Here is a 20,994-nt window from a genome sequence, read left to right as displayed (position 1 = left end):
TCATTATTTTATTTTACGTACATTTTACCATTTCCAAATATTAACTTGTCAACTAAACGTAACATACCCGTAAAAAAACCCTCTTAAAAAGAGAGCTTTTTATATCTTTATTACTTCGTATACCATCCAAGACCTAATGCACCTTCACCTAAGTGCGTACCAATTACAGCCCCAAAATAACCTGTACGAATTGTGACGTGAGGATATTTTGCTTCTAATTCTTTCTTCCATTCATTCGCTTCCTCTTCACGTTGCGCATGAATGATAACTGCTTCCATAGGTACACCTTTACTTGCTTGCTCATCAAAAATTTCAATGATACGTTTTAATGCTTTTTTACGTGTACGAATCTTTTCAAACGCAATAATGATTTTATCTCTAAAATATAAAACTGGCTTCACTTGTAACAGACTACCGATGAAAGCTTGCGCGCTATTTAATCGACCACCACGTTGTAAATGATGTAAATCATCAACTACAAAATAGGCGTCCATCGTTTTCTTCATTTCATCAAAACGAGCGATAATCTCTTTTGGATTCTTTCCTTCACTTGCTAACTTTGCACCTTCACGCACATAAAATCCTTGTACTTCACAACTAATTTCAGAGTCATACGTGTATACATCAATACCTTCTACCATCTGTCCAGCTGTCGTTGATGTTTGATATGTACCACTAATTCCACTTGATAGGTGAATACTAATAACTGCATCATAATCTTTAGCTAGTTCTTCATATAGCTCAACAAACTTTCCGATTGCTGGTTGAGAAGTTTTTGGAAGTTCCTCTTGTTCACGTACTTTCACATAAAAATCATCTGCTGAAATTTCAGCTTCTTCTTGATAAGATTCTGTTCCAAACACAACGTTTAATGGAATCATATATATATTGAGTTCATCACGAATTTGCTTCGGTATATATGCCGTACTATCAGTAACAATAGCTATTTTCATTTTCGTACCTGCCTTATAAAAAGTTTTATTTCCTAATTTTACACGAAAACTACAAATGGTGCATCCATACATGAAAATGCCGGTTGAAATTATACCTACCATCTCGACAAATTACAACAAAAAGATAAAATACTCACCAAAAACTTCAGCATATTTAGAAAAAATGTTTGAATATAAAAAGGCTCGCTTTTAAAATGGAAAGTACTAGTCATTTTGATAGATAGGGGCGTACACAATTGCTATTACAATATTTTACAATCAAAGACTACGGCGAACACGAAATCGTCATTCAAAAATCAAGATTTATTTGTTATATTAGCCGAGCAACGACTGAGGAAGAGGCTCAAGAATTTATACAAAAAATAAAAAAACAACATTGGAATGCAACACATAATTGTTCCGCTTATTTAATTGGCGAACAAGATCATATTCAAAAAGCAAATGATGACGGCGAGCCTAGCGGTACAGCTGGCGTACCAATGCTAGAGGTACTTAAAAAACGTGGACTAAAAGATACCGTTGTTGTCGTAACACGCTATTTTGGTGGCATTAAACTTGGCGCAGGTGGATTAATTCGTGCATATGGAAAGTGTACAAGCGAAGGCATTAATCATGTCGGTGTTGTTCAGCGAAAACTAATGCGTGTGATGCAAACCGAGATTGATTACACATTACTTGGCAAAGTGGAAAATGAATTACGCAATTCAAAATATGCCATTAAAGATATTCATTATCTAGAAAATGTCACATTTGATACGTATGTAGAAGAAGACGGCAAACAAGCATTTACAGATTGGATGATTGAATTAACAAACGGGAAATGTACAATTACAGAAGGAGATATGTTGTACTTAGAACAAGATGTTATCTAAGAATAACCCATTTATCACCTTCAAAGATTAATGTAGTGAATTACTTCCCTACAAATGAACTAACGAACTAAGGAGATTATATATGGAAGAACGTTATTATCATCTCCAAAATAGCAGAATAAAAAAGAAGCGAAGAAGGAAACTTTTCTTCTTCCTTATTTTCGCATTTTTATTTGGCAGCATAGGAGTTTATGTGTTAAATTCTTACTCTTCTCTTATGGGGATGTATAGTGGTTTTACTCGTGAAAAATCGGATTTAAGAAACGAAGATGTAGAAATTACAAAGGAACCTTTTACAATTCTCATTATGGGTATAGAAGATTATGCGACAGATGGTCAAAATGGTCGTACAGACTCATTAATGTTTGCAACAGTCAATCCGAAAACTAAAAAGGTTTCACTTATGAGCATTCCTCGTGATAGCCGCGTTCCGATTGTTGGAAAGGGAAAAGAAGACAAAATTAATGCCGCTCATGCTTACGGTGGAGAGGAAATGGCAATCAAAACTGTAGAAGGTTTTCTAAAAGTTCCTGTAGACCATTATATTAAAATTGATTTCCAAGGTTTTAAAGGTATCGTTGATGCTGTTGGCGGTGTTACCGTTGACGTACCCTTCGATTTTTGGGAGCGCTCTGACGTGGATTACTACAAAAAAATTCAATTTAAGCAAGGACAGCAAAACTTAAACGGTGAAGAAGCACTTGCTTACGTCCGTATGCGAAAGCAAGATCCAAATGGCGATTATGGTCGTGCTGCTAGACAAAGACAATTACTGGCCGCTGTTGCCCAAAAGCTAAACTCCACCTCTACTGTATTTAAAATTAAAGATTTAACGACTGTAGTTGGAAAATATATAAAAACCGACATTCCTATTTCAGACGGACTTGCTCTTTACAATAAACTCTCTGGATTTGATCCTTCTACAATACAAACGTTAAAGCTTGAAGGCGAAGACAAAAAGATAGGCGGTATTTATTACTTCCTTCCAGATCCAATCAGTGTCGAAACGGTGCGTAACGAAATTGAAAAAGAATTAGGAGAAAAAGCAAAAAACCCAACTACAAAAAACAATTCAAATCCTGATTCAAATTCAAGTTCTAATTCTAACGAACAAACAAAAAAAGCAACAAACCAAAATAAAACACCAACTGATCCGCCACCTTCTACAAATGCTCATGCAGAGTGGATTATGCGCAATCAGCCGTAACAAAAAGGCCCAATCTATGCGATTGGGCCTTTTTTATTTACTTATTAAAGTGCTGTAAAATTGCTTCTACAATACGCTCTGATGCACGACCATCACCGTAAGGGTTAGATGCTTTCGCCATCTTATCATGAGCTTCTTTATCTGATAACAGCTCATCAGCAAGACCAAAGATTGTCTCTTCGTCTGTTCCTGCTAATTTCAGCGTACCTGCTTCAATACCTTCAGGGCGCTCTGTTGTATCACGAAGAACAAGAACTGGTACACCAAGTGATGGAGCTTCTTCTTGTACACCACCAGAATCCGTTAACATTAAGTATGAACGAGCTGCAACATTGTGGAAATCAATTACATCTAGCGGCTCAATTAAATGAATACGGTTATGTTCACCTAAAATTTCATTTGCTATTTCACGAACAACAGGGTTCATATGAACAGGGTACACAACTTGTACATCTTCATGTTTGTCAACAAGACGCTTAATTGCACGGAACATATTACGCATCGGTTCACCTAAGTTTTCACGGCGGTGAGCTGTCATAAGTACAAGACGATCATTTCCAAGTTTCTCTAGTACAGGATGACTATATGTTTCTTTTACAGTCGTTTGTAGTGCGTCAATCGCTGTATTTCCTGTAATGAAAATACGTGACTCATCTTTATTTTCCTTCTGTAAGTTCGTTGCTGATTTTGCTGTCGGTGAGAAATGAAGATCCGCCATTACACCTGTTAATTGACGATTCATCTCTTCTGGGTATGGAGAATACTTATCCCATGTACGAAGGCCCGCCTCAACATGACCTACTGGAATTTGATTATAAAAAGCAGCTAAACTTGCAATAAATGTTGTTGTTGTATCACCATGTACAAGTACAATATCCGGCTTCGCTTCTTTCATTACTTTATCCAAACCTTCTAAACCACGCGTTGTAACATCAATTAAAGTTTGGCGGTCTTTCATAATATTTAAATCGAAATCTGGCGTAATTCCAAAGATACTTAATACTTGATCTAACATTTGGCGATGTTGTGCTGTTACAGTCACAATCGATTCAATTTTTTCTGGGTGTTTTTGCAACTCTAATACAAGAGGTGCCATTTTAATTGCTTCTGGACGTGTCCCGAAAATTGTCATTACTTTTAAACGTTCAGTCATGTGATTGCCTCTTTTCTTTCACTAATTACAGCTTCTATTATGACATATAAAAATATGCATGAGTACATCCCTTTTTAACGCATAACAGAAACTTTTCTATTACAAATACTTTTTCTTCCCACCGAGTAATAATCTATCTTTTGTTTCTTAACATCTTCATCAGTATAACAATTTCTCCCATCAAATAAAATAGGCTCCCTCATAAGTTGTACGTACTTTTCTAACGGATACGTTTGAATATCTCCCCATTCTGTTACGATAAAAACCGCACTCGCATCTCTAATCGATTCATCTATACATCTACTATATTGTATAGCATCTCCAAATATATTCTTTACATATTGAATTGCTTTTGGGTCATAAAGAACAATATCTGCACCTATATTAATTAATGCTTCTATTATAATAAGAGATGATGCCTCTCTAATATCATCCGTATTCGGTTTAAAGGATGCGCCAAGAACTGCAATCCGCTTTTTATTCATGTTCATAACTTTTTTCGCTTTTTCAATCAATAGCAGCTGTTGCTTATTATTTACTTCAATAACTGCTTTTAACAAACGAAAATCATGAGCAACATTTCCCGCAATTTGTACCAGTGCTTTCGTATCTTTCGGAAAACACGACCCTCCGTAGCCAATGCCCGCATTTAAAAAAGATGCACCGATTCTCTTATCCATTCCCATCCCTTTGGCAACATCCAATACATTCGCGCCTACCTTCTCACATATATTTGAAATTTCATTAATGAAACTAATCTTTGTAGCTAAAAAGGCATTCGACGCGTATTTAATCATCTCCGCACTTTTAATATCTGTAACATACGTTTCTAAACATAATTCACTATACAAACTCTCTACTCTTCTTGCTACTTCCTCACTATCCGCTCCAATTACAATACGATCTCCATGAAAGAAATCATAAATACCTGAACCTTCACGCAAAAACTCTGGATTCGATACGATATGTACTGTATGCCTCCCTTTTAACTTCTCCTCAATCCATCCCTTCATTACATCATTTGTACCTACTGGAACTGTACTTTTCGTAACAACAATAATATCGTTCGTCGCATATAATCCAATATCGTTACAAGCACTCTGAATATACGTTAAATCTGCCGTCCCATCTAATAAAGGTGGTGTTCCAACTGCAATAAATATAAACTCTACATCATCAAATGCCTCTTCTTTATTTGATGTAAAAGTTAAAGCATTATTCTCATATGCATAATTTATTAATTCATGTAATCTGGCCTCATAAATAGGTAAATCCCCTTGTTTTATCCGTTCAATTTTTTCATCATCTATATCAAAACATGTAACTGAATGCCCTAATTTTGCCAATCCTACTCCTGTAATCAATCCAACATATCCAGTACCTACTATCGTAATTTTCATTTCCTTTTCGCACAGGAATTTACAATAGAAAAGATATGAAATATAGAACTCTTCCTGTGCTTCCTCCTCTCATATTAAAAATGAGAAAAACCTTTTCCTTCTTCATTATATGAATTACTTCCCTTATTTTTTTTAAAGTTTTTGTAAAATTAAATGCACTATAAAGTAAAACTTAATCAGTGAGAATCCGGCTGCCAGTTCACGCGTGATAAATTCCCACATTTTAACACGAAACTTACTCATTTCTAGGTGCAACACTTATAATACTGAAATAAAAGTATTCACTATTGAAGAAAAAGAGGAAATGTTACATTCCAAAGCCCAGTACAATTAACCTTCTTATATGATTCAACATTCTATATACAATTGTCATATATTCTATCCGTTTCCATTAACCGTAAAAAGAAAAAAAGATTGAATTCTAATCTTTTTGTGATACCATATGTTATGAGCCTGTAAATAAACATCATAATTTTCAGATAAATATATTTTCAAAAAAAAATTACGTTAGACTATAAAGGGTGGGGTATTAATGGACTCACAAGTGATTTATGCCATTTTGGCATCATTCATCACTGTACTCGTCGTTACTCCTTTAGTTATTAAATTAGCTTTTAAAATAGGAGCGACAGATAAGCCAAACGCACGTAAAGTGCACCAAAAGATTATGCCACGTCTTGGCGGGTTGGCAATATTTATTGGTGTAGCTGTAGGATTTGTTGTCGGCGGCTTATATGAACAAAGAATGTTATCGATAACGCTAGGTGCGATTATCATTGTAATCATCGGAATTTTAGATGATATGTACGAGTTATCTGCGAGAGTAAAATTCGGTGGGCAACTGTTAGTTGCCATGATGATTGTAAAAAGTGGATTATTAGTGCAAGTATTATATATCCCATTCCTTGGGGATACTGAACTTGGATGGCTTGCTTATCCAATTACAGTATTTTGGCTTGTAGGTATTACGAATGCAATCAACTTAATTGACGGCTTAGATGGATTATCTGCTGGGATTTCATCTATCGTACTTGCAACGCTAGCATATATGGCCTTCACTAGCCCATGGGGTACTGGAACAGCTATTATCTTGCCACTTGCATTAATTATATTAGCAAGTACAATTGGATTTTTATTCTACAACTTCCATCCAGCAAAAATTTTCATGGGAGATACAGGAGCACTATTTTTAGGATACTGTATTTCTGTTATATCGTTACTTGGATTATACAAAAGTGTAACGTTATTCAGTTTTATCGTTCCAATTATCATTTTAGGTGTACCTATATTTGATACGATATTTGCAATCATCCGTCGTATCGTAAATAAAAAACCTATTTCAGCACCAGATAAATCGCATTTACATCACCGCTTACTTGCAATGGGATTCTCTCATCGCAAAACGGTACTAATTATATACGCATTCGGTATTTTCTTTAGTGTAAATGCCATTATTTTCACTAGTGCAACGTTATGGTTATCCATTATTCTTCTTTTCGCTTTGATTTTCTTCACAGAAATCATCGCTGAAATAATCGGGCTTGTACATGAACGCTACAAACCAATCATTTCCTTTTATAAAAAAGTGAAAAAACGCGAAGACTAATTGTAGTATAGCCTTTTCAATTATGAAATATTCAAATAGCATCCTCTTTCTTATAAGAGGATGCTATTTTTTATTCTCATTTTATATTTCCAAAATATAGATTGTTTGAGAGTTCCTCTATTGGAGAAAGCTATACATAATAAGAAAAGTATCAAGTTTTCTTTTTTACATCTTGATTGTCAAACTGAGGGTGAATGTTATGATCAAGCGAGTATTTCAATGTATTATTTTATTTTTAACGATTACTATGTACGTATCATCTAATACTGAAGCAACAACTGTTATTCCTGCTGAATATCATCCAAATACTGAAACAACTTCTCCTACACAAAAAATTGCGTACTTAACATTTGATGACGGGCCAAACAAATATACTACACAAATTTTAAACATCTTAAAAGAAAAGAACGGAAAAGCAACTTTCTTTGTTATTGGCGGAAAAGTGCCACATTACACAAAAACGATGCAACGATTAATTAAAGAAGGACATTATATCGGGCTCCACAGCATGTCACATGATGTAAAACGCCTTTACACTGGTGACCCTTCCACTTTAATTGCAGAAATGGAGCAAACACAAAGCATTGTCCAGCAAGTTACGAAATTAAATACACATCTCGTTCGCGTTCCATATGGTAGTATGCCTTATTTAAAAAAGAATTACCGTGACGCACTTGTATCGGCCCAGTATAAAATGTGGGATTGGACGATCGATACATACGACTGGAAAAGCTATGACAATCCTTCTGCCATACTCGAAAGAGTACGTAATCAAAGTGATGAACAAGTCGAAGTCATTTTAATGCATGATTCGAGTGTAACCGTACAAATACTGCCAAAAGTAATTGATTACTTACAGTCACAAGGATACAAACTTCTTCCCTATAATCCTTCTTCTCATCTCAAAGTGAATTTTTGGAAAGACACAAGATTGTAACAGCTTTAGCGCCTATGTGCTAAAGCTGTTTTATTTTTCTCTTCCCACCCTTCCCATTTTTGTGTAAAATTTTAAATAGTGATGAAGTTTCGAGGTGAATAGAAATGAAACGAATAGATCTCATTTTTAACGCAATACAAAAAGGCAATTATACAGAAGGTGTAACCGCATCAGAACTCGCTACATTTCTGCAACTAGATCGCGCCAATGTAAGTAGCGATTTAAACAAACTTGTAAAAGATAAACGTTTATTAAAAACAAATACGCGACCTGTTCGTTTTTACATAGAAACGAACACTTCGTTGGAAACGCATTCAAAAGACATAACTTCATTAGATACATTTGCAATTGAAAATACGAGCCTTAAAATTGCAATTGAAAAAGCGAAAGCTTCTATTCTCTATCCTCCAAACGGTATGCATACTTTACTACTGGGAGAAACAGGGGTCGGAAAGTCTATGTTTGCTTCTTTAATGCACGAATATGCAATTGAAGTTGAACAGCTTCCAAAAGATGCACCATTTATCGTATTTAACTGTGCTGATTATGCAAATAATCCACAGTTACTACTCGGGCAATTATTTGGGATTAAAAAAGGAGCTTATACAGGAGCAAATGATCAAAAAGGGTTAATTGAAAAAGCACATGAAGGAATTCTTTTCTTAGATGAAGTACATCGCCTGCCTCCAGAGGGACAAGAAATGCTTTTCACCTTTATTGACCGCGGAGTATACCGCCGCCTTGGAGAAACAGAGAACGAACGTAAAGCACAAGTATTAATCATTACTGCAACAACAGAAGAACCAAATTCATTTTTATTAAAAACATTTACAAGACGTATACCAATGACTGTTACGCTGCCACCACTTCGTGAGCGTACACATAAAGAGCGCTTTGCTTTACTACAGCGATTTTTCACAAATGAAGCAATTCGTCTGCGAAAAGACATTCACGTTAGCCCAAATGCAATGCGTGCTTTCGTCTTTTACAATTGTCCCAATAACATTGGTCAATTAAAAACAGATGTTCAAATTGCCTGTGCGAAAGCCTATTCTGATTTGGTCACAAAGAAACGTGATTCTGTCTATGTTTCAAGTTCAGATTTACCTTGGTATATGAAAGAAGGGTTGTTCATTGAAAGGAAGAGCCGTCACTTATACCAAATACCAAATGAAACATTTGTATTTACAGGTGAGGAAGGTTGGAGTAATCATAAAACAGAAGATGAAAAACGCTCTTCTATTTACGATTATATTGATTATAAATACGAAGAACTTCAAGCACGTGGTATTGAAGAGGAAGAATTAGAATTACTAATAGAAAATGATGTTCAAAGCTTTTTCGTACAATATTTTAACCAAATATCAAAAAAAACAAGCCATGAAAATGTTTTTAAAATTGTGGATCGTAATATCGTTTCCGTATGTGAAAAAATAGCGGAACTTGCTGAAAAGCATTTATCTAAGACGTTTGATGAAAAAGTATTTCTCGCTTTAAGTTTACATGTACAGACAACTCTACAACGTTTACAAAGCGGCAAACAAATACATCACCCACAATTAAATCAAATTCGTACGAAATATAAAGAAGCTTTTTCCGTAGCTATGCAATGCATTCAACTACTGGAGGAAGAATTACAAATAACAATGCCTATTGATGAAGCTGGCTTTTTAACAATGTTCTTCGTTGTTGATCCAATTCCTGCCTCACAAACAGAAGTAAAAGTATTAATATTAGCACACGGTAATGGCATCGCAACTGAAATGGCAAACGTCGCAAACGAACTTCTCGGCATTGAGGAAGTAACCGGTATTGATATGCCGTTACACGAATCACCGAAAGATTTCTTGGAACGTGTGAAAGTGTATATGAAAACACTACAAAATGTAAATGGGCTTCTCTTACTTGTCGATATGGGGTCACTTGCTTATATCGGTGACATATTAGAAACGGAGTTCAAAATCCCTGTACGTGTTCTCTCGATGACGAGCACACCACACGCACTAGAAGCAGCTCGAAAAGCTCAGCTCGGTTATTCATTAGATGCGCTGTATGAAACAGTAAAAAATTTAACACCATTTTACTTAAACGTACAAGAAGAAAAGAAAAAACCTCTCTCTCCAATGAAATCTGTTATTTTAACAGCTTGCTTAACTGGTGAAGGAAGTGCTTTAGCTATTCAAAAAATGTTAGAGAACTATTTACGATTTGATAAAGACTTAATTGAAATTATTCCAATTAGTATCGTCCATGAAAAAGATTTAACGAAAATGATTGAGAACATAAAAAAAGAGCGTAACATCATTTGTATTGTCACGAATTTCGATGTGCAAGTACCATGCTTAACATATCATTTCCAAGACATCGTAAACTACACAGCGATTCAGCCAATTCAAGAATTAATTACGTATGAAGAAACATATGCAAAAATGGCGGATATTCTTGAACAACAAATGCAGCGTAACGATGGAGCATTACTTATCAAAACAATTCGTTACGCATTAAATACAATTCAGGAATTAATTTCCTTACAGCTAACTCCTGATAGCTTAATGGGTGTTATTCTGCATATGAGCTGTATGGTTGACCGTCTTCAAAAAGGAGAAAGCCTTCTTCCTCACCCTGATAAAGAGAAAAGAAGACAAGATGAGTACTGGATGTATATGAAAGTAAAAAAAGCGTTGCAACCAATTGAAAACACATTTGAAATACAAATACCTGATGACGAAGTATTTTATGTTATGGACTTCTTTATTAAAAATCAGCCTGTGAAAAATTAATCGAGGCCGTTTTTAAAAATATCGATCGTAACGTGAGTTATATCAGCGATTTTCAAAATATATCGGCGCAACCCAGATTATATCAGCGATTTTCAAAATATATCGGCGTAACTCAGATTATATCAGCGATTTTCAAAATATATCGGCGTAACTCAGATTATATCAGCGATTTTCAAAATATATCGATTTACCGACAATAATTGCTAAAACTAGCACCTTATATAATGAGAAAAGGCTGTTCCAACATATGGACAGCCTTTGCCTCTATTTCTTTACTTTTCTAACTCGCCCTCTTATTTCTCCTCTTTTTTGTGATTTCGTATGGACATTAACATATACATTTGCTTGAATAATTTCTTGAAGTAAATGTACGAATGATTTCCCTTGTAAAGGTCCCTCAAAATCCTCTACATTCACTACACCAGTAATACTTCCCTCGTTCAAGCTAATCCCTTGCTCCAGTGGACCATACAAATATAAAACAACAGGACCAATTTGAGTAGACTTCCCTAAATGAATTTGACAAGATGTAACCTTTTCTATATTTTTTAGTATTACTCTGTAATGCAATTTCGTTAAATCATCACTAAAAATAAACTCTGCTACCCCAAAAGCTTCTGTATTTACAGGAGGCACTTCCCTCTTACCTGTTAACCTGGCAAAGAAATGTGTTGTCATAAGGCATTCTCCTTATATAAATTTCCCAGCACTACTTCTACTACTTTATGGTTTAAACATAATCATTTATGACTTTTTCAATTTTAATTACAAAGAAAAGATTCACAAAATCTTTACATTGTGATTGTTCCTGTAGATTGAAAGTCTCTTGTATAATGCACATAGAAAAACATTATAGGAGGTTCCATTGAAAACTAACAAATACACTTTTCATACATTATTAGAGATTTTTCTCGTCTCATTTAAATTAGGACTTACTTCATTCGGCGGTCCTGTCGCTCATCTCGGCTATTTCCACCACGAATACGTGCAAAAAAGAAAATGGATGGATGAACGAAGCTATGGAGATTTAGTAGCACTATGTCAATTCCTTCCCGGTCCTGCCAGCAGTCAAGTCGGTATGGGGGTTGGATTATTACGGGGCGGTCTATTAGGAGCTATTATTTCATGGATTGGATTCACTTTACCGTCTGTGCTTGTTTTGGTTTTCTTCGCCTCATTCCTTAATCAGTTCGATCTTGGAAGTGCTGGCTGGATTCATGGACTAAAACTTGTAGCAGTCGCTATTGTCGCTCATGCCATATGGGGAATGGCGCGAAAGTTAACTCCAGATCGAAATCGTGCAACGATTGCGATTGTAACTGCCGCAATCGCCTTATTATGGCCAAGTAGTTGGACACAAGTCATCCTTATTATAATATGTGGCTTTATCGGTTGGTTTTTATATCGCAACCAACCAATTAGCCAATCTCAAAATATAAGAGTACCTATTTCAAAAAAGATAGCAGTTTCTTGCCTCGTCTTATTCTTTGGACTATTACTACTGCTACCAATATTAAGACCGTTCTCTTATTACATCGCTTTATTTGACAGTTTCTATCGCTCTGGCGCACTTGTATTTGGAGGAGGACACGTCGTGCTGCCCCTTCTTGAAGGTGAGTTCGTACAAAACGGAATGATGACGAAAGAACAGTTCCTAGCTGGATACGGATTAACACAAGCAGTACCAGGACCACTATTTACATTCGCCTCTTATATAGGAGCAGTGTTAAACGGGACGCTTGGGGCAATAATCGCAACAATTGCGATTTTCCTCCCTGCTTTCTTACTCGTTATTGGTGTTTTACCATTTTGGAACAATGTGAGAAAAATATCATTCATACAAGGCGCACTACTTGGTGTTAACGCCGCAGTTGTTGGTATTTTAATTGCCGCTTTTTACGATCCCATTTGGACGAGTACAATTATAAATGCTTCAGATTTCGTTTTCGCTTCGCTTCTTTTTTGCTTACTAGCTTTTTGGAAAGCACCGCCTTGGGTTATCGTTATACTTGGAGCTTTTGGCGGATATATTCTATCCATTTTGTAAATAAAAAACGACGGCATGATGTAGCCGTCGTTTTTCTATTAAAACTTCACAAGTTCTATCCCTTCAGGCAACTCACTCTCTGTTAAAATACGCAATTCCTTCACACGATCCATTACGTAAGAAGAACGCTTCACAAGCTCTGGATCAATATAAGCTGGATGAACCATAATTTCTACCGTTTGTTCACCTTGTACTCTTTCTTTTAACTTCATAAAGTAATCTTCCGTCACACCATCCGCATAAAAGTCACTGTAAAATACATCAGAAAATGGATGCACCGCTCTATCTTCCCCACAACGACGAATTGGAACATTATATTTAGCTGCTAATCTCTCAAGAACATCGTGTAAGATCGGTAATCCGTGTACATGATGATGACTATCTAAATGAGTTGGTGTTAATCCGTAAGATAGGAATTTCTCAATTTGAGCAGTCCACTCTCTCTCAACTTCTTCTGGATTTATATTCCCTTCCCTTACAACACTTTGTTTATGAAACGATCCGTCGCTACCTACAAGTGATGGTACGTCTCCAAGAAGTGGCTCCCCTGCTGTTAATACGAGATGTACGCCTACTCCGAGTAGGTTATACTCTTTCGCTAAGCGTACCGCATGCTCTGTTCCTGGCATATTCATCATCATCGTCGTTGAATTTACAAGTCCATTTATATGACCATCAATAATGCCGTAATTTGTACCTTCTGTAAGACCGAAATCATCTGCATTTACAATTAACTTAATCATCATAATACCTCCTAATAGAATAAAAAAAGCGGGCTAAATAGCGCCGCTTTTACTTCTCTACCTTTTTAAAGAACTGTGGAAGATACTCTTTATGTGCTTCCAACATTTCATCTAAAATTTGTTTTGCAACTTTATCTGATGGTACAAGCGGATTGATTGTCATAGCAAGCAGCGCCTTATGATAATCCCCTGTAACAGCAGCTTCAATTGTTGTGCGCTCGAATGATTTAATTTGTTGTACTAAACCGCGAACTGGTACTGGAAGATCTCCAACTGCAATTGGTTTTGGGCCTTCTTTCGTAATAATACAGTTCACTTCAACAGCTGAATCATGTGGTAAGCTTGCAATTGTTCCGTTGTTTCGTGTATTAACAGGCTGGATATCACCTTTATTATTGTAAATAGACGTAATTAAGCTACATGCTGCATCACTATAATAAGCTCCGCCACGTTTTTCTAATTGTGGTGGTTTAATATCTAAATTCGGGTCTTTATATAACTCAAATAAATCATTTTCTAATTGTTTTACTACTTCTGCACGTGTACCTTTTTCAACAGAAGCTTCTTTTTCTTCTTCTAACATTTCACGTGTTTTGTAGTAGTAACGATGGTATGGACATGGAATCGCACGAAGTCCTCGAATAAAGTCTGGCTCCCAGTTAAGCGCTGCGATATTTTCCATCGTAATTTGTTTTTCTGGATCTGTCACAAGCTCTAACACACGGTCCATTACACTTACGCCATCTAAGTATACATCTAGTCCGTATACCATATGATTTAAACCTGCGAAATCAACGTGAACACGACTCGCATCTACTTCAAGTAATCTTGCAAGACCCATACGAATTCCGATTGGAACGTTACATAGACCAACTACTCTTTGAATATTTGTATAACGAAGAACTGCCTCTGTTACCATACCAGCTGGATTTGCAAAGTTAATTAACCATGCATTCGGACAGAGCTCCTCCATATCTTTACAAATATCTAAAATAACAGGAATCGTTCTCAACGCTTTAAATAAACCACCAGGACCATTTGTTTCCTGACCGATTACATCATATTTTAATGGGATTGCTTCATCTTTTGCACGTGCTTCTAATAAACCAACGCGAAGTTGTGTTGTTACGAAGTCTGCATCTTTTAATGCCTCACGGCGATCAAGCGTTAAATGTACCTCGATTGGTAAACCTGATTTTTTCACCATACGTTTCGCTAAGTTACCAACTATTTCCAACTTTTCTTTTCCTGCCTCAATATCTACTAACCAAATTTCACGAACAGGAAGCTCATCATAACGCTTAATAAATCCTTCAATTAACTCTGGTGTATAACTAGATCCACCGCCGATTGTAGCAATTTTAATTCCAGTCATGCTTTATTCCCCTTTCGCTTCAAGCTTTTTATAAAGATCGATAAACTCTGCTGCTAATTCTTTCACTGTAATCGCATTCATTAAATGATCTTGTGCGTGAATTAAAAGAACACTAACCTCTGTTTTTTCTCCTCTTGCTTCTGATTGTATGAGCTCTGTTTGGAAATGATGCGCTTCATTAATCGCTTCTTTCGCCTTTACCATCGCTTCATCTGCTTCTACCATTTTCCCCTGTTTGGCAAATTGAAGTGCCTCCATCGCAAAGCTTCGTGCGTTACCACTATTTAAAATCAATTGGAATGGAATTTGTTCTGCTGTAGTCATCATAATTACCGCCCTCTCTATAAGGTTCAACCGATTTAAATACCCCTTCAGTTTGAACATGTCTATTAAATTATTATTTTATGAATGATAGTTTGGTGTTCTTGTAGATGAGTATCATCTTTTTGAACATGATATAAAGGTAATTATTCTGACGAGCTATAGGAACTCGCCAGAATAATATTTTTTAAAGTGATACTGAATTGTCGCTTCCTTTTGTTTCAGCTTTTGCAGCCTGTACATAAGTACGGTCACACATTAATACGAATGGATAGTAAATTACTACCGCAATAGCAAAGTTCACCACTTGTAGTGCTGCACCAGCGATGCTTCCGCCCGATACAAGATAACCACTAAAGATTGGTGGCATTGTCCATGGAACTAACGCAACTGTTTTTGGTACCCATCCTAAAGTGATTGCTGTATAAGAAGTAATAACTAATACAACTGGTGTAAGTACGAACGGGATAATTAACGTTGGGTTTAATACAATTGGCGTACCGAAAATAACTGGTTCGTTAATATTAAAGAAACCAGGACCGATAGATACACGGCCTACACCGCGAAGCTGCGCACTTTTCGCTACAAGCATTACTGCCACTAAGAATGCTAACGTTGCACCCGATCCCCCGATATATACGTATACATCAAAGAATGGTTTTGTGAAGATATGCGGTACGTCATATGCAGACATACCATCATTAAATAATTTCATATTTTTCTCTAATGCTGGTAAATAGATTGGGTCAATAATCCCCCCAATAATATTTGGACCATGTAATCCGAAGAACCATAATACGTGAATAAGTAGAGCAATAATAATTGCACTTGGTAATGTACCCGCTAAACCTTGTAATGGTAATTGAATTGTTTCAAATACCATTTTATGAATGCTTGTTCCCGCAAGTTTCACAGCTAATTGAATACCTGCTGTTACAATCAAAATAACGAATGCTGGAACTAACGCTGCGAATGATTTCATTACTGCCGGTGGAACACCATCTGGCATTTTAATTGTAATATCCCTTTGAACAAAGAATCTAAACACTTCTGTTACAAGAAGAGCCACTATAATGGAAACGAATAGACCTTGTGCCCCTGTCCACGCTAAATCAATACCGCCTTCTTTTGGCGTTGTCGGAGAAATAATAATTAATGCACCGAATGTAATGATTGCTGCTGACAACGCATCGACGCCGTAAGATTTCGCTAAATTGTAACTTATCCCAACTGCGACTATGAGGGCGAGTATAGCAAAGGAACCAGTCCACATACCGCCACCGACATCTTTCCAAGCGTCACCAAATGTGCCCTTCATAAAGTTTTGGAAAGCATCAATTGGTAAGTTATTTATAAGTACTGCAAATGATCCAACTAAAATAAGAGGCATAACTGCGATAAATCCGTCACGGATTGCAACTAAGTGGCGCTGCGATCCAATTCTACCTGCGACTGGAACTAAATATTTCTCCATAAATGCAATAAACTTTTGCATTTCGCTTCCCCCCTAATTATTTTTTAAGTGTTAATGCGTGATCTAAAACTGCTTCTCCATTCATCATGCCGTAGTGCATTGGATTGATAACGTCGATTCCAACATTTTTCTCGTCAGCAAGCGTTTTCATTGAAGAGAGCATGTAACGAACTTGTGGTCCTAGTAATAACACATCTGCTTGATCGATATTCGTTTTTACTGCATCCCCAGATACAGCCCAAATCTTGCCTTCTAGACCGCGAGCTTTTGCAGCCGCTTCCATTTTTGTAACTAGTAAACTTGTAGACATCCCTGCTGAACAACATAATAAAATATTCATTTGAAAATCCCCCTTGTGTAGTATAAAAAATTTATGTTTATTTATTTTTCTTTACGCTATTTATTAATGCAATTAGCGTGCCAACTTTTTAAAACCACTAAAATCAGTGCTTTTTCGAGCATTTTCTTTGTGTGTTAACGCTTTCAATTAGTGTGTCGTCCAAAAAATACACAGTGTGTTATAAAACAACACGCTTTTAACACATAACTGTATGAAAATAGATTAGTGTTTAGTCGTCTAGTTGTGTTTAATATGAAAAAACACTAAAAAAACTTTTTCAATGAAAAATAATTCATTATTTTAACCCACTATTTAGTGAAATAAAAAAACCTTGCATAAGCAAGGTTCATTCATCCACCGACATCTTCCTATATAACTCTACAAACTCACTCGCTAATTCTTTCACCGTAATTGCATTCATTAAATGGTCTTGCGCGTGTACCATTAAAAGAGTAACTTCGGTCTTTTCGCCACCAGCCTCTTTCTGGATAAGCTCCGTTTGTACGCGGTGCGCCTCCTTTAATTCCTCTAGTGCTTCTTGTAATTTAGCTTCAGCTTCTGTAAACTCCCCACGCTTCGCACAATCAATTGCTTCCATTGAACAACTTCTCGCGTTTCCCCCATGCAAGATTAAATGAAAAGCTTTCGTCTCTATCGTATCCATTGTAGTTCTTTACTCCCCCTTTTCTTCCGCCAGTTTTTGTTTATCCCATATTTTTAAGAACGGTAAATAAATGAAGAATGCTAGCGCAAAGTTAACAAGTTGCAAAATAACACCTGAAATTTTCCCGCCCGATCCTAAATATCCACTAAAAAGAATAGGTGTCGTCCAAGGTACAGCGGCCCCACTCGGACGTGCAACCCATCCCCATTCCATTGCAAAGTAAGAAACAATTGTTAGCACGACTGGAACTAATATAAATGGAATTAGTAAAAGTGGGTTCATCACAATCGGCATACCAAAAGTTACCATCTCATTAATATTAAATATACCAGGTGCAATTGACAATCTCCCTAAACTTTTTAATTGTTGACTTCGTGCAAATAGTAACATTCCGACAACTAGAGCAAGCGTTGCACCAGAACCGCCCATATAAATCCATAAGTCAAAAAACTGTGCCGTAATCGTATTTGGTACATCTTGCCCAGCTTGAAAAGCAACTCGGTTTTGATCCATTAACGACAACCAAACGGGGCTCATTACACCACCAACAATAGTAGCACCATGAATTCCACAAGACCAAAGAACATGAACGAGAATAACTGCTATTATCGCGCCCCAAAGACTAGCACCAAGTACACTAAGCGGTTCCTGTAAAATTTGTCCTACAATATTATGGATACTGCCAAAAGAAGTATTTTCTATAATTAAGCGTAAAATCCAAATAACTGTTACAACAATAAATCCTGGAACAAGTGCTGCAAATGAACGCGTGACAGCTGGTGGAACTGTCTCTGGCATCTTTATAATTATCTTTTTTTGTACAATAAACCGATAAAGTTCAGTAGATATAAGTGCAATAATCATTGCTACAAATAACCCTTGGCTTCCCATTAATGCAGCTGGGATAGCGCCTTCTACAAGTACACTTTCTTTTGTACTTGGTATAATATATGCAACTTGAAATGGAGTCGCAAGTAAAAACGTCACAAGCGACAATGCCCCGGATGCTAAAGCATCTACTTTATAATACTCTCCAAGTCTGTAAGCGATTCCAAAAACAGCTATTAAAGCCATTATATTAAAAGTTGCACTAACTGGATACCCTAAAGCTCGCTGCCAATTCTCCCCAAACAAACCTGCCATAAAATCGTTATATCCCGGTATCGGCAGTGCACTAATAATGAGGAAAAACGATCCAATAATTAAGAAAGGCATCGTTAAAATAATTCCATCTCGAATTGCTTGTAAATGCCTCTGCTCTGCAACCTTCCCTGCTACCGGCATCACATACTTCTCTAAAAACCGTATCATCTATCCCACTCTCCTCATGGTTTCATTAACAAAGCTGCTTGCAAGATAGCTTCTCCATTACAAAGTCCGTAATGAACAGATTGAATGACATCAACAGGTATCCCTTTATCCTTACATAGTTCTTTCATTTTCGGTAATAAATAACGTACTTGCGGTCCAAGTAAAAGGACATCAGCTTTATCAATATGACTATTCACTTCAGAACCTGATACTGCCCAGATTGTTACTTCTATCCCTCTTGCCTCTGCTGCTTTCTCCATCTTTGTAACAATCAAACTGGAAGACATTCCCGCTGCACAGCAAAGTAAAATATTCATCCCGCTTCCCTCCCCCTTTTTCTCTACCTAAGTTATGGTGCATCCCTTGCCACCACTAGGTTACAAATATATATGTCTAGATTTCCTGCTGTATGCCGAGCTTAAAAACAAAAATTTCTTCGTTTTCACGCTATTCCATTTATCCGTATTCTCCTAGTAAAGAGGACGCTAACTCGCTATAATAATTCAGTATGATTTTTTTAATTGATAGGAGGATATATTTATGAAGGCATATCGCTTTCCACTTATTTTGTTATCTTCTATCCTAATTGGTGGTTTCATTGGTTATTTCATGGGTGCCGATGCAGTTGCTTTAAAGCCGCTTGGTGACATTTTCTTAAACTTAATGTTTACGATTGTTGTACCTCTAGTGTTCTTTAGCATCGCATCGTCTATTGCTAATATGGATGGATTAAAACGTTTCGGTAAAATTATGTCTAGTATGGCTGGGACTTTCTTATTTACAAGTATTTTAGCTGCTATTTTTATGATTATTGTCGTGAAAGTATTCCCGCCAGCACAAGGTGTTGTACTAGAACTAACACAACCTGACAAAGCCGGCAAAGCTGTTAGTGTTGCAGATCAAATCGTCGGTATTTTAACAGTATCTGACTTCTCGAAGTTACTATCTCGTGAAAATATGTTAGCTCTTATTTTCTTCTCTATCTTAATGGGGATTGCAACTTCAGCAGTTGGCGAAAAAGGAAAGCCATTTGCTACATTCCTACAAGCTGGTGCAGAGATTTCAATGAAGGTTGTATCTTTCATTATGTACTACGCTCCAATCGGACTTGCTGCTTACTTCGCAGCATTAGTTGGCGAATTCGGACCACAACTTCTTGGAACTTACTTCCGAGCAGCAATGGTATACTATCCTGCTTCTCTCATTTATTTCTTTGTATTCTTCACATTCTATGCATACCTTGCAGGTCGCAAACAAGGTGTACAAGTATTTTGGAAGAACATGGTCTCTCCTACAGTTACATCACTTGCAACTTGTAGTAGTGCCGCAAGTATTCCAGCAAACTTAGAAGCAACAAAGAAAATGGGTATTTCTTCAGACGTTCGTGAAACAGTTGTCCTTCTTGGTTCTACTCTTCATAAAGATGGCTCTGTTTTAGGCGGCGTATTAAAAATTGCTTTCTTATTCGGTATTTTCAACATGGAATTCGAAGGACCGAAAACATTAGCAATCGCACTTGTTGTTTCTCTATTAGTAGGAACAGTAATGGGCGCTATTCCAGGCGGCGGTATGATTGGTGAAATGTTAATCGTTTCTTTATATGGCTTCCCGCCAGAAGCATTGCCAATTATCGCAGCAATCAGTACAATCATTGATCCTCCTGCAACGATGTTAAACGTAACAGCAGATAACGCTTGTGCCGTAATGACAGCTCGCCTTGTAGAAGGTAAGAACTGGATCAAAAACAAATTTGCTTAATAAATAGAAAGAGGATGCTCGTTTTGAGCATCCTCTTTCTTTGTTGTTAATCC

Annotated in this window: 19 protein-coding genes; 7 read left to right on the top strand and 12 right to left on the bottom strand. The window is 36.6% G+C overall.

The window, feature by feature from the left end; all coding sequences use genetic code 11:
- Positions 1-110 precede the first annotated feature (110 nt).
- Positions 111-953 carry a DegV family protein gene (locus QCI79_RS14940; protein WP_002101558.1) on the bottom strand — a complete coding sequence of 281 codons (843 nt, stop codon included), beginning with the start codon at positions 951-953 and terminating at the stop codon, positions 111-113.
- A 236-nt stretch (positions 954-1,189) separates the two neighbouring features.
- On the opposite strand from QCI79_RS14940, the gene QCI79_RS14935 reads away from it, so the two are divergent.
- Positions 1,190-1,825, top strand: a complete 636-nt coding sequence (locus tag QCI79_RS14935) for a YigZ family protein (RefSeq protein ID WP_000926665.1) — start codon at positions 1,190-1,192, stop codon at positions 1,823-1,825.
- Positions 1,826-1,907: 82 nt separating this feature from the next.
- A complete protein-coding gene (locus tag QCI79_RS14930) occupies positions 1,908-3,032 on the top strand; it encodes an LCP family protein (RefSeq protein ID WP_000392787.1) in 1,125 nt (374 codons plus the stop codon).
- Between the two features lie 37 nt (positions 3,033-3,069).
- On the opposite strand, the gene wecB is transcribed toward QCI79_RS14930, so the two are convergent.
- Together wecB and QCI79_RS14920 are read right to left on the bottom strand one after the other, a co-directional pair.
- Positions 3,070-4,185 carry a non-hydrolyzing UDP-N-acetylglucosamine 2-epimerase gene (wecB, locus tag QCI79_RS14925; RefSeq protein WP_000140145.1) on the bottom strand — a complete coding sequence of 372 codons (1,116 nt, stop codon included), beginning with the start codon at positions 4,183-4,185 and terminating at the stop codon, positions 3,070-3,072.
- Between the two features lie 74 nt (positions 4,186-4,259).
- Positions 4,260-5,585: a UDP-glucose dehydrogenase family protein gene (locus QCI79_RS14920; RefSeq protein ID WP_000704918.1), complete on the bottom strand. Its 1,326-nt coding sequence runs from the start codon at positions 5,583-5,585 to the stop codon at positions 4,260-4,262.
- A 532-nt stretch (positions 5,586-6,117) separates the two neighbouring features.
- Between QCI79_RS14920 and QCI79_RS14915 the strand changes: the two genes are divergently transcribed.
- The 3 genes from QCI79_RS14915 to QCI79_RS14905 all read left to right on the top strand — a co-directional run bounded on the left by QCI79_RS14915 (position 6,118) and on the right by QCI79_RS14905 (position 10,908).
- On the top strand, positions 6,118-7,191 hold the full coding sequence (locus QCI79_RS14915) for a glycosyltransferase family 4 protein (RefSeq protein WP_000378321.1): 1,074 nt from the start codon (positions 6,118-6,120) through the stop codon (positions 7,189-7,191).
- A 199-nt stretch (positions 7,192-7,390) separates the two neighbouring features.
- Positions 7,391-8,128: a polysaccharide deacetylase family protein gene (locus tag QCI79_RS14910; protein WP_000597152.1), complete on the top strand. Its 738-nt coding sequence runs from the start codon at positions 7,391-7,393 to the stop codon at positions 8,126-8,128.
- A 104-nt stretch (positions 8,129-8,232) separates the two neighbouring features.
- Entirely contained in the window at positions 8,233-10,908 is a 2,676-nt protein-coding gene (locus QCI79_RS14905) for a sigma-54-dependent transcriptional regulator (RefSeq protein WP_021727781.1), read from the top strand.
- Positions 10,909-11,172: 264 nt separating this feature from the next.
- Here the strand turns inward: QCI79_RS14905 and exsM are convergent, their stop codons facing one another.
- Positions 11,173-11,586 carry an exosporium regulatory protein ExsM gene (gene exsM / locus QCI79_RS14900; protein WP_000207046.1) on the bottom strand — a complete coding sequence of 138 codons (414 nt, stop codon included), beginning with the start codon at positions 11,584-11,586 and terminating at the stop codon, positions 11,173-11,175.
- Between the two features lie 187 nt (positions 11,587-11,773).
- On the opposite strand from exsM, the gene QCI79_RS14895 reads away from it, so the two are divergent.
- Entirely contained in the window at positions 11,774-12,955 is a 1,182-nt protein-coding gene (locus QCI79_RS14895; RefSeq protein ID WP_000856213.1) for a chromate transporter, read from the top strand.
- Between the two features lie 38 nt (positions 12,956-12,993).
- Here the strand turns inward: QCI79_RS14895 and chbG are convergent, their stop codons facing one another.
- The 8 genes from chbG to QCI79_RS14855 all read right to left on the bottom strand — a co-directional run bounded on the left by chbG (position 12,994) and on the right by QCI79_RS14855 (position 19,500).
- Positions 12,994-13,698: a chitin disaccharide deacetylase gene (gene chbG, locus QCI79_RS14890; RefSeq protein ID WP_000593487.1), complete on the bottom strand. Its 705-nt coding sequence runs from the start codon at positions 13,696-13,698 to the stop codon at positions 12,994-12,996.
- Between the two features lie 49 nt (positions 13,699-13,747).
- On the bottom strand, positions 13,748-15,073 hold the full coding sequence (celF, locus tag QCI79_RS14885) for a 6-phospho-beta-glucosidase (protein ID WP_000145762.1): 1,326 nt from the start codon (positions 15,071-15,073) through the stop codon (positions 13,748-13,750).
- Between the two features lie 3 nt (positions 15,074-15,076).
- Complete coding sequence (locus tag QCI79_RS14880) at positions 15,077-15,400, bottom strand: PTS lactose/cellobiose transporter subunit IIA (RefSeq protein ID WP_000989059.1); 324 nt, start codon at positions 15,398-15,400, stop codon at positions 15,077-15,079.
- A gap of 181 nt (positions 15,401-15,581) precedes the next feature.
- Positions 15,582-16,889, bottom strand: a complete 1,308-nt coding sequence (gene celB, locus QCI79_RS14875; protein ID WP_001168848.1) for a PTS cellobiose transporter subunit IIC — start codon at positions 16,887-16,889, stop codon at positions 15,582-15,584.
- Between the two features lie 16 nt (positions 16,890-16,905).
- Positions 16,906-17,208, bottom strand: a complete 303-nt coding sequence (locus tag QCI79_RS14870; RefSeq protein ID WP_001023567.1) for a PTS sugar transporter subunit IIB — start codon at positions 17,206-17,208, stop codon at positions 16,906-16,908.
- 346 nt (positions 17,209-17,554) lie between these two features.
- A complete protein-coding gene (locus QCI79_RS14865) occupies positions 17,555-17,872 on the bottom strand; it encodes a PTS sugar transporter subunit IIA (protein WP_000379645.1) in 318 nt (105 codons plus the stop codon).
- Positions 17,873-17,881: 9 nt separating this feature from the next.
- Positions 17,882-19,183: a PTS cellobiose transporter subunit IIC gene (celB, locus tag QCI79_RS14860; RefSeq protein ID WP_000617782.1), complete on the bottom strand. Its 1,302-nt coding sequence runs from the start codon at positions 19,181-19,183 to the stop codon at positions 17,882-17,884.
- A 14-nt stretch (positions 19,184-19,197) separates the two neighbouring features.
- Positions 19,198-19,500 (bottom strand): PTS sugar transporter subunit IIB, encoded by a 303-nt coding sequence (locus QCI79_RS14855; RefSeq protein WP_001023554.1) that lies wholly within the window; start codon positions 19,498-19,500, stop codon positions 19,198-19,200.
- Positions 19,501-19,723: 223 nt separating this feature from the next.
- On the opposite strand from QCI79_RS14855, the gene QCI79_RS14850 reads away from it, so the two are divergent.
- Positions 19,724-20,941 (top strand): dicarboxylate/amino acid:cation symporter, encoded by a 1,218-nt coding sequence (locus QCI79_RS14850; RefSeq protein ID WP_000649376.1) that lies wholly within the window; start codon positions 19,724-19,726, stop codon positions 20,939-20,941.
- The last annotated feature ends 53 nt before the right edge of the window (positions 20,942-20,994 follow it).

The sequence above is a fragment of the Bacillus cereus group sp. MG1 genome, assembly GCF_040460035.1.
GTDB classification, from domain to species: Bacteria; Bacillota; Bacilli; order Bacillales; family Bacillaceae_G; genus Bacillus_A; species Bacillus_A cereus.
The sequence above is the reverse complement of the archived record's forward strand: the minus strand, read 5'-3'. Positions and strand labels throughout refer to the sequence as shown.

Coding starts and splice junctions, on each gene's coding strand:
- QCI79_RS14870 (WP_001023567.1), bottom strand. CDS start 17,208: ATGAATATTTTATTATGTTGTTCAGCAGGGATGTCTACAAGTTTACTA.
- QCI79_RS14920 (WP_000704918.1), bottom strand. CDS start 5,585: ATGAAAATTACGATAGTAGGTACTGGATATGTTGGATTGATTACAGGA.
- wecB (WP_000140145.1), bottom strand. CDS start 4,185: ATGACTGAACGTTTAAAAGTAATGACAATTTTCGGGACACGTCCAGAA.
- QCI79_RS14930 (WP_000392787.1), top strand. CDS start 1,908: ATGGAAGAACGTTATTATCATCTCCAAAATAGCAGAATAAAAAAGAAG.
- celB (WP_001168848.1), bottom strand. CDS start 16,889: ATGCAAAAGTTTATTGCATTTATGGAGAAATATTTAGTTCCAGTCGCA.
- QCI79_RS14880 (WP_000989059.1), bottom strand. CDS start 15,400: ATGATGACTACAGCAGAACAAATTCCATTCCAATTGATTTTAAATAGT.
- QCI79_RS14855 (WP_001023554.1), bottom strand. CDS start 19,500: ATGAATATTTTACTTTGCTGTGCAGCGGGAATGTCTTCCAGTTTGATT.
- QCI79_RS14865 (WP_000379645.1), bottom strand. CDS start 17,872: ATGGATACGATAGAGACGAAAGCTTTTCATTTAATCTTGCATGGGGGA.
- exsM (WP_000207046.1), bottom strand. CDS start 11,586: ATGACAACACATTTCTTTGCCAGGTTAACAGGTAAGAGGGAAGTGCCT.
- chbG (WP_000593487.1), bottom strand. CDS start 13,698: ATGATTAAGTTAATTGTAAATGCAGATGATTTCGGTCTTACAGAAGGT.
- celF (WP_000145762.1), bottom strand. CDS start 15,073: ATGACTGGAATTAAAATTGCTACAATCGGCGGTGGATCTAGTTATACA.
- celB (WP_000617782.1), bottom strand. CDS start 19,183: ATGATACGGTTTTTAGAGAAGTATGTGATGCCGGTAGCAGGGAAGGTT.
- QCI79_RS14940 (WP_002101558.1), bottom strand. CDS start 953: ATGAAAATAGCTATTGTTACTGATAGTACGGCATATATACCGAAGCAA.
- QCI79_RS14915 (WP_000378321.1), top strand. CDS start 6,118: ATGGACTCACAAGTGATTTATGCCATTTTGGCATCATTCATCACTGTA.
- QCI79_RS14910 (WP_000597152.1), top strand. CDS start 7,391: ATGATCAAGCGAGTATTTCAATGTATTATTTTATTTTTAACGATTACT.
- QCI79_RS14850 (WP_000649376.1), top strand. CDS start 19,724: ATGAAGGCATATCGCTTTCCACTTATTTTGTTATCTTCTATCCTAATT.
- QCI79_RS14905 (WP_021727781.1), top strand. CDS start 8,233: ATGAAACGAATAGATCTCATTTTTAACGCAATACAAAAAGGCAATTAT.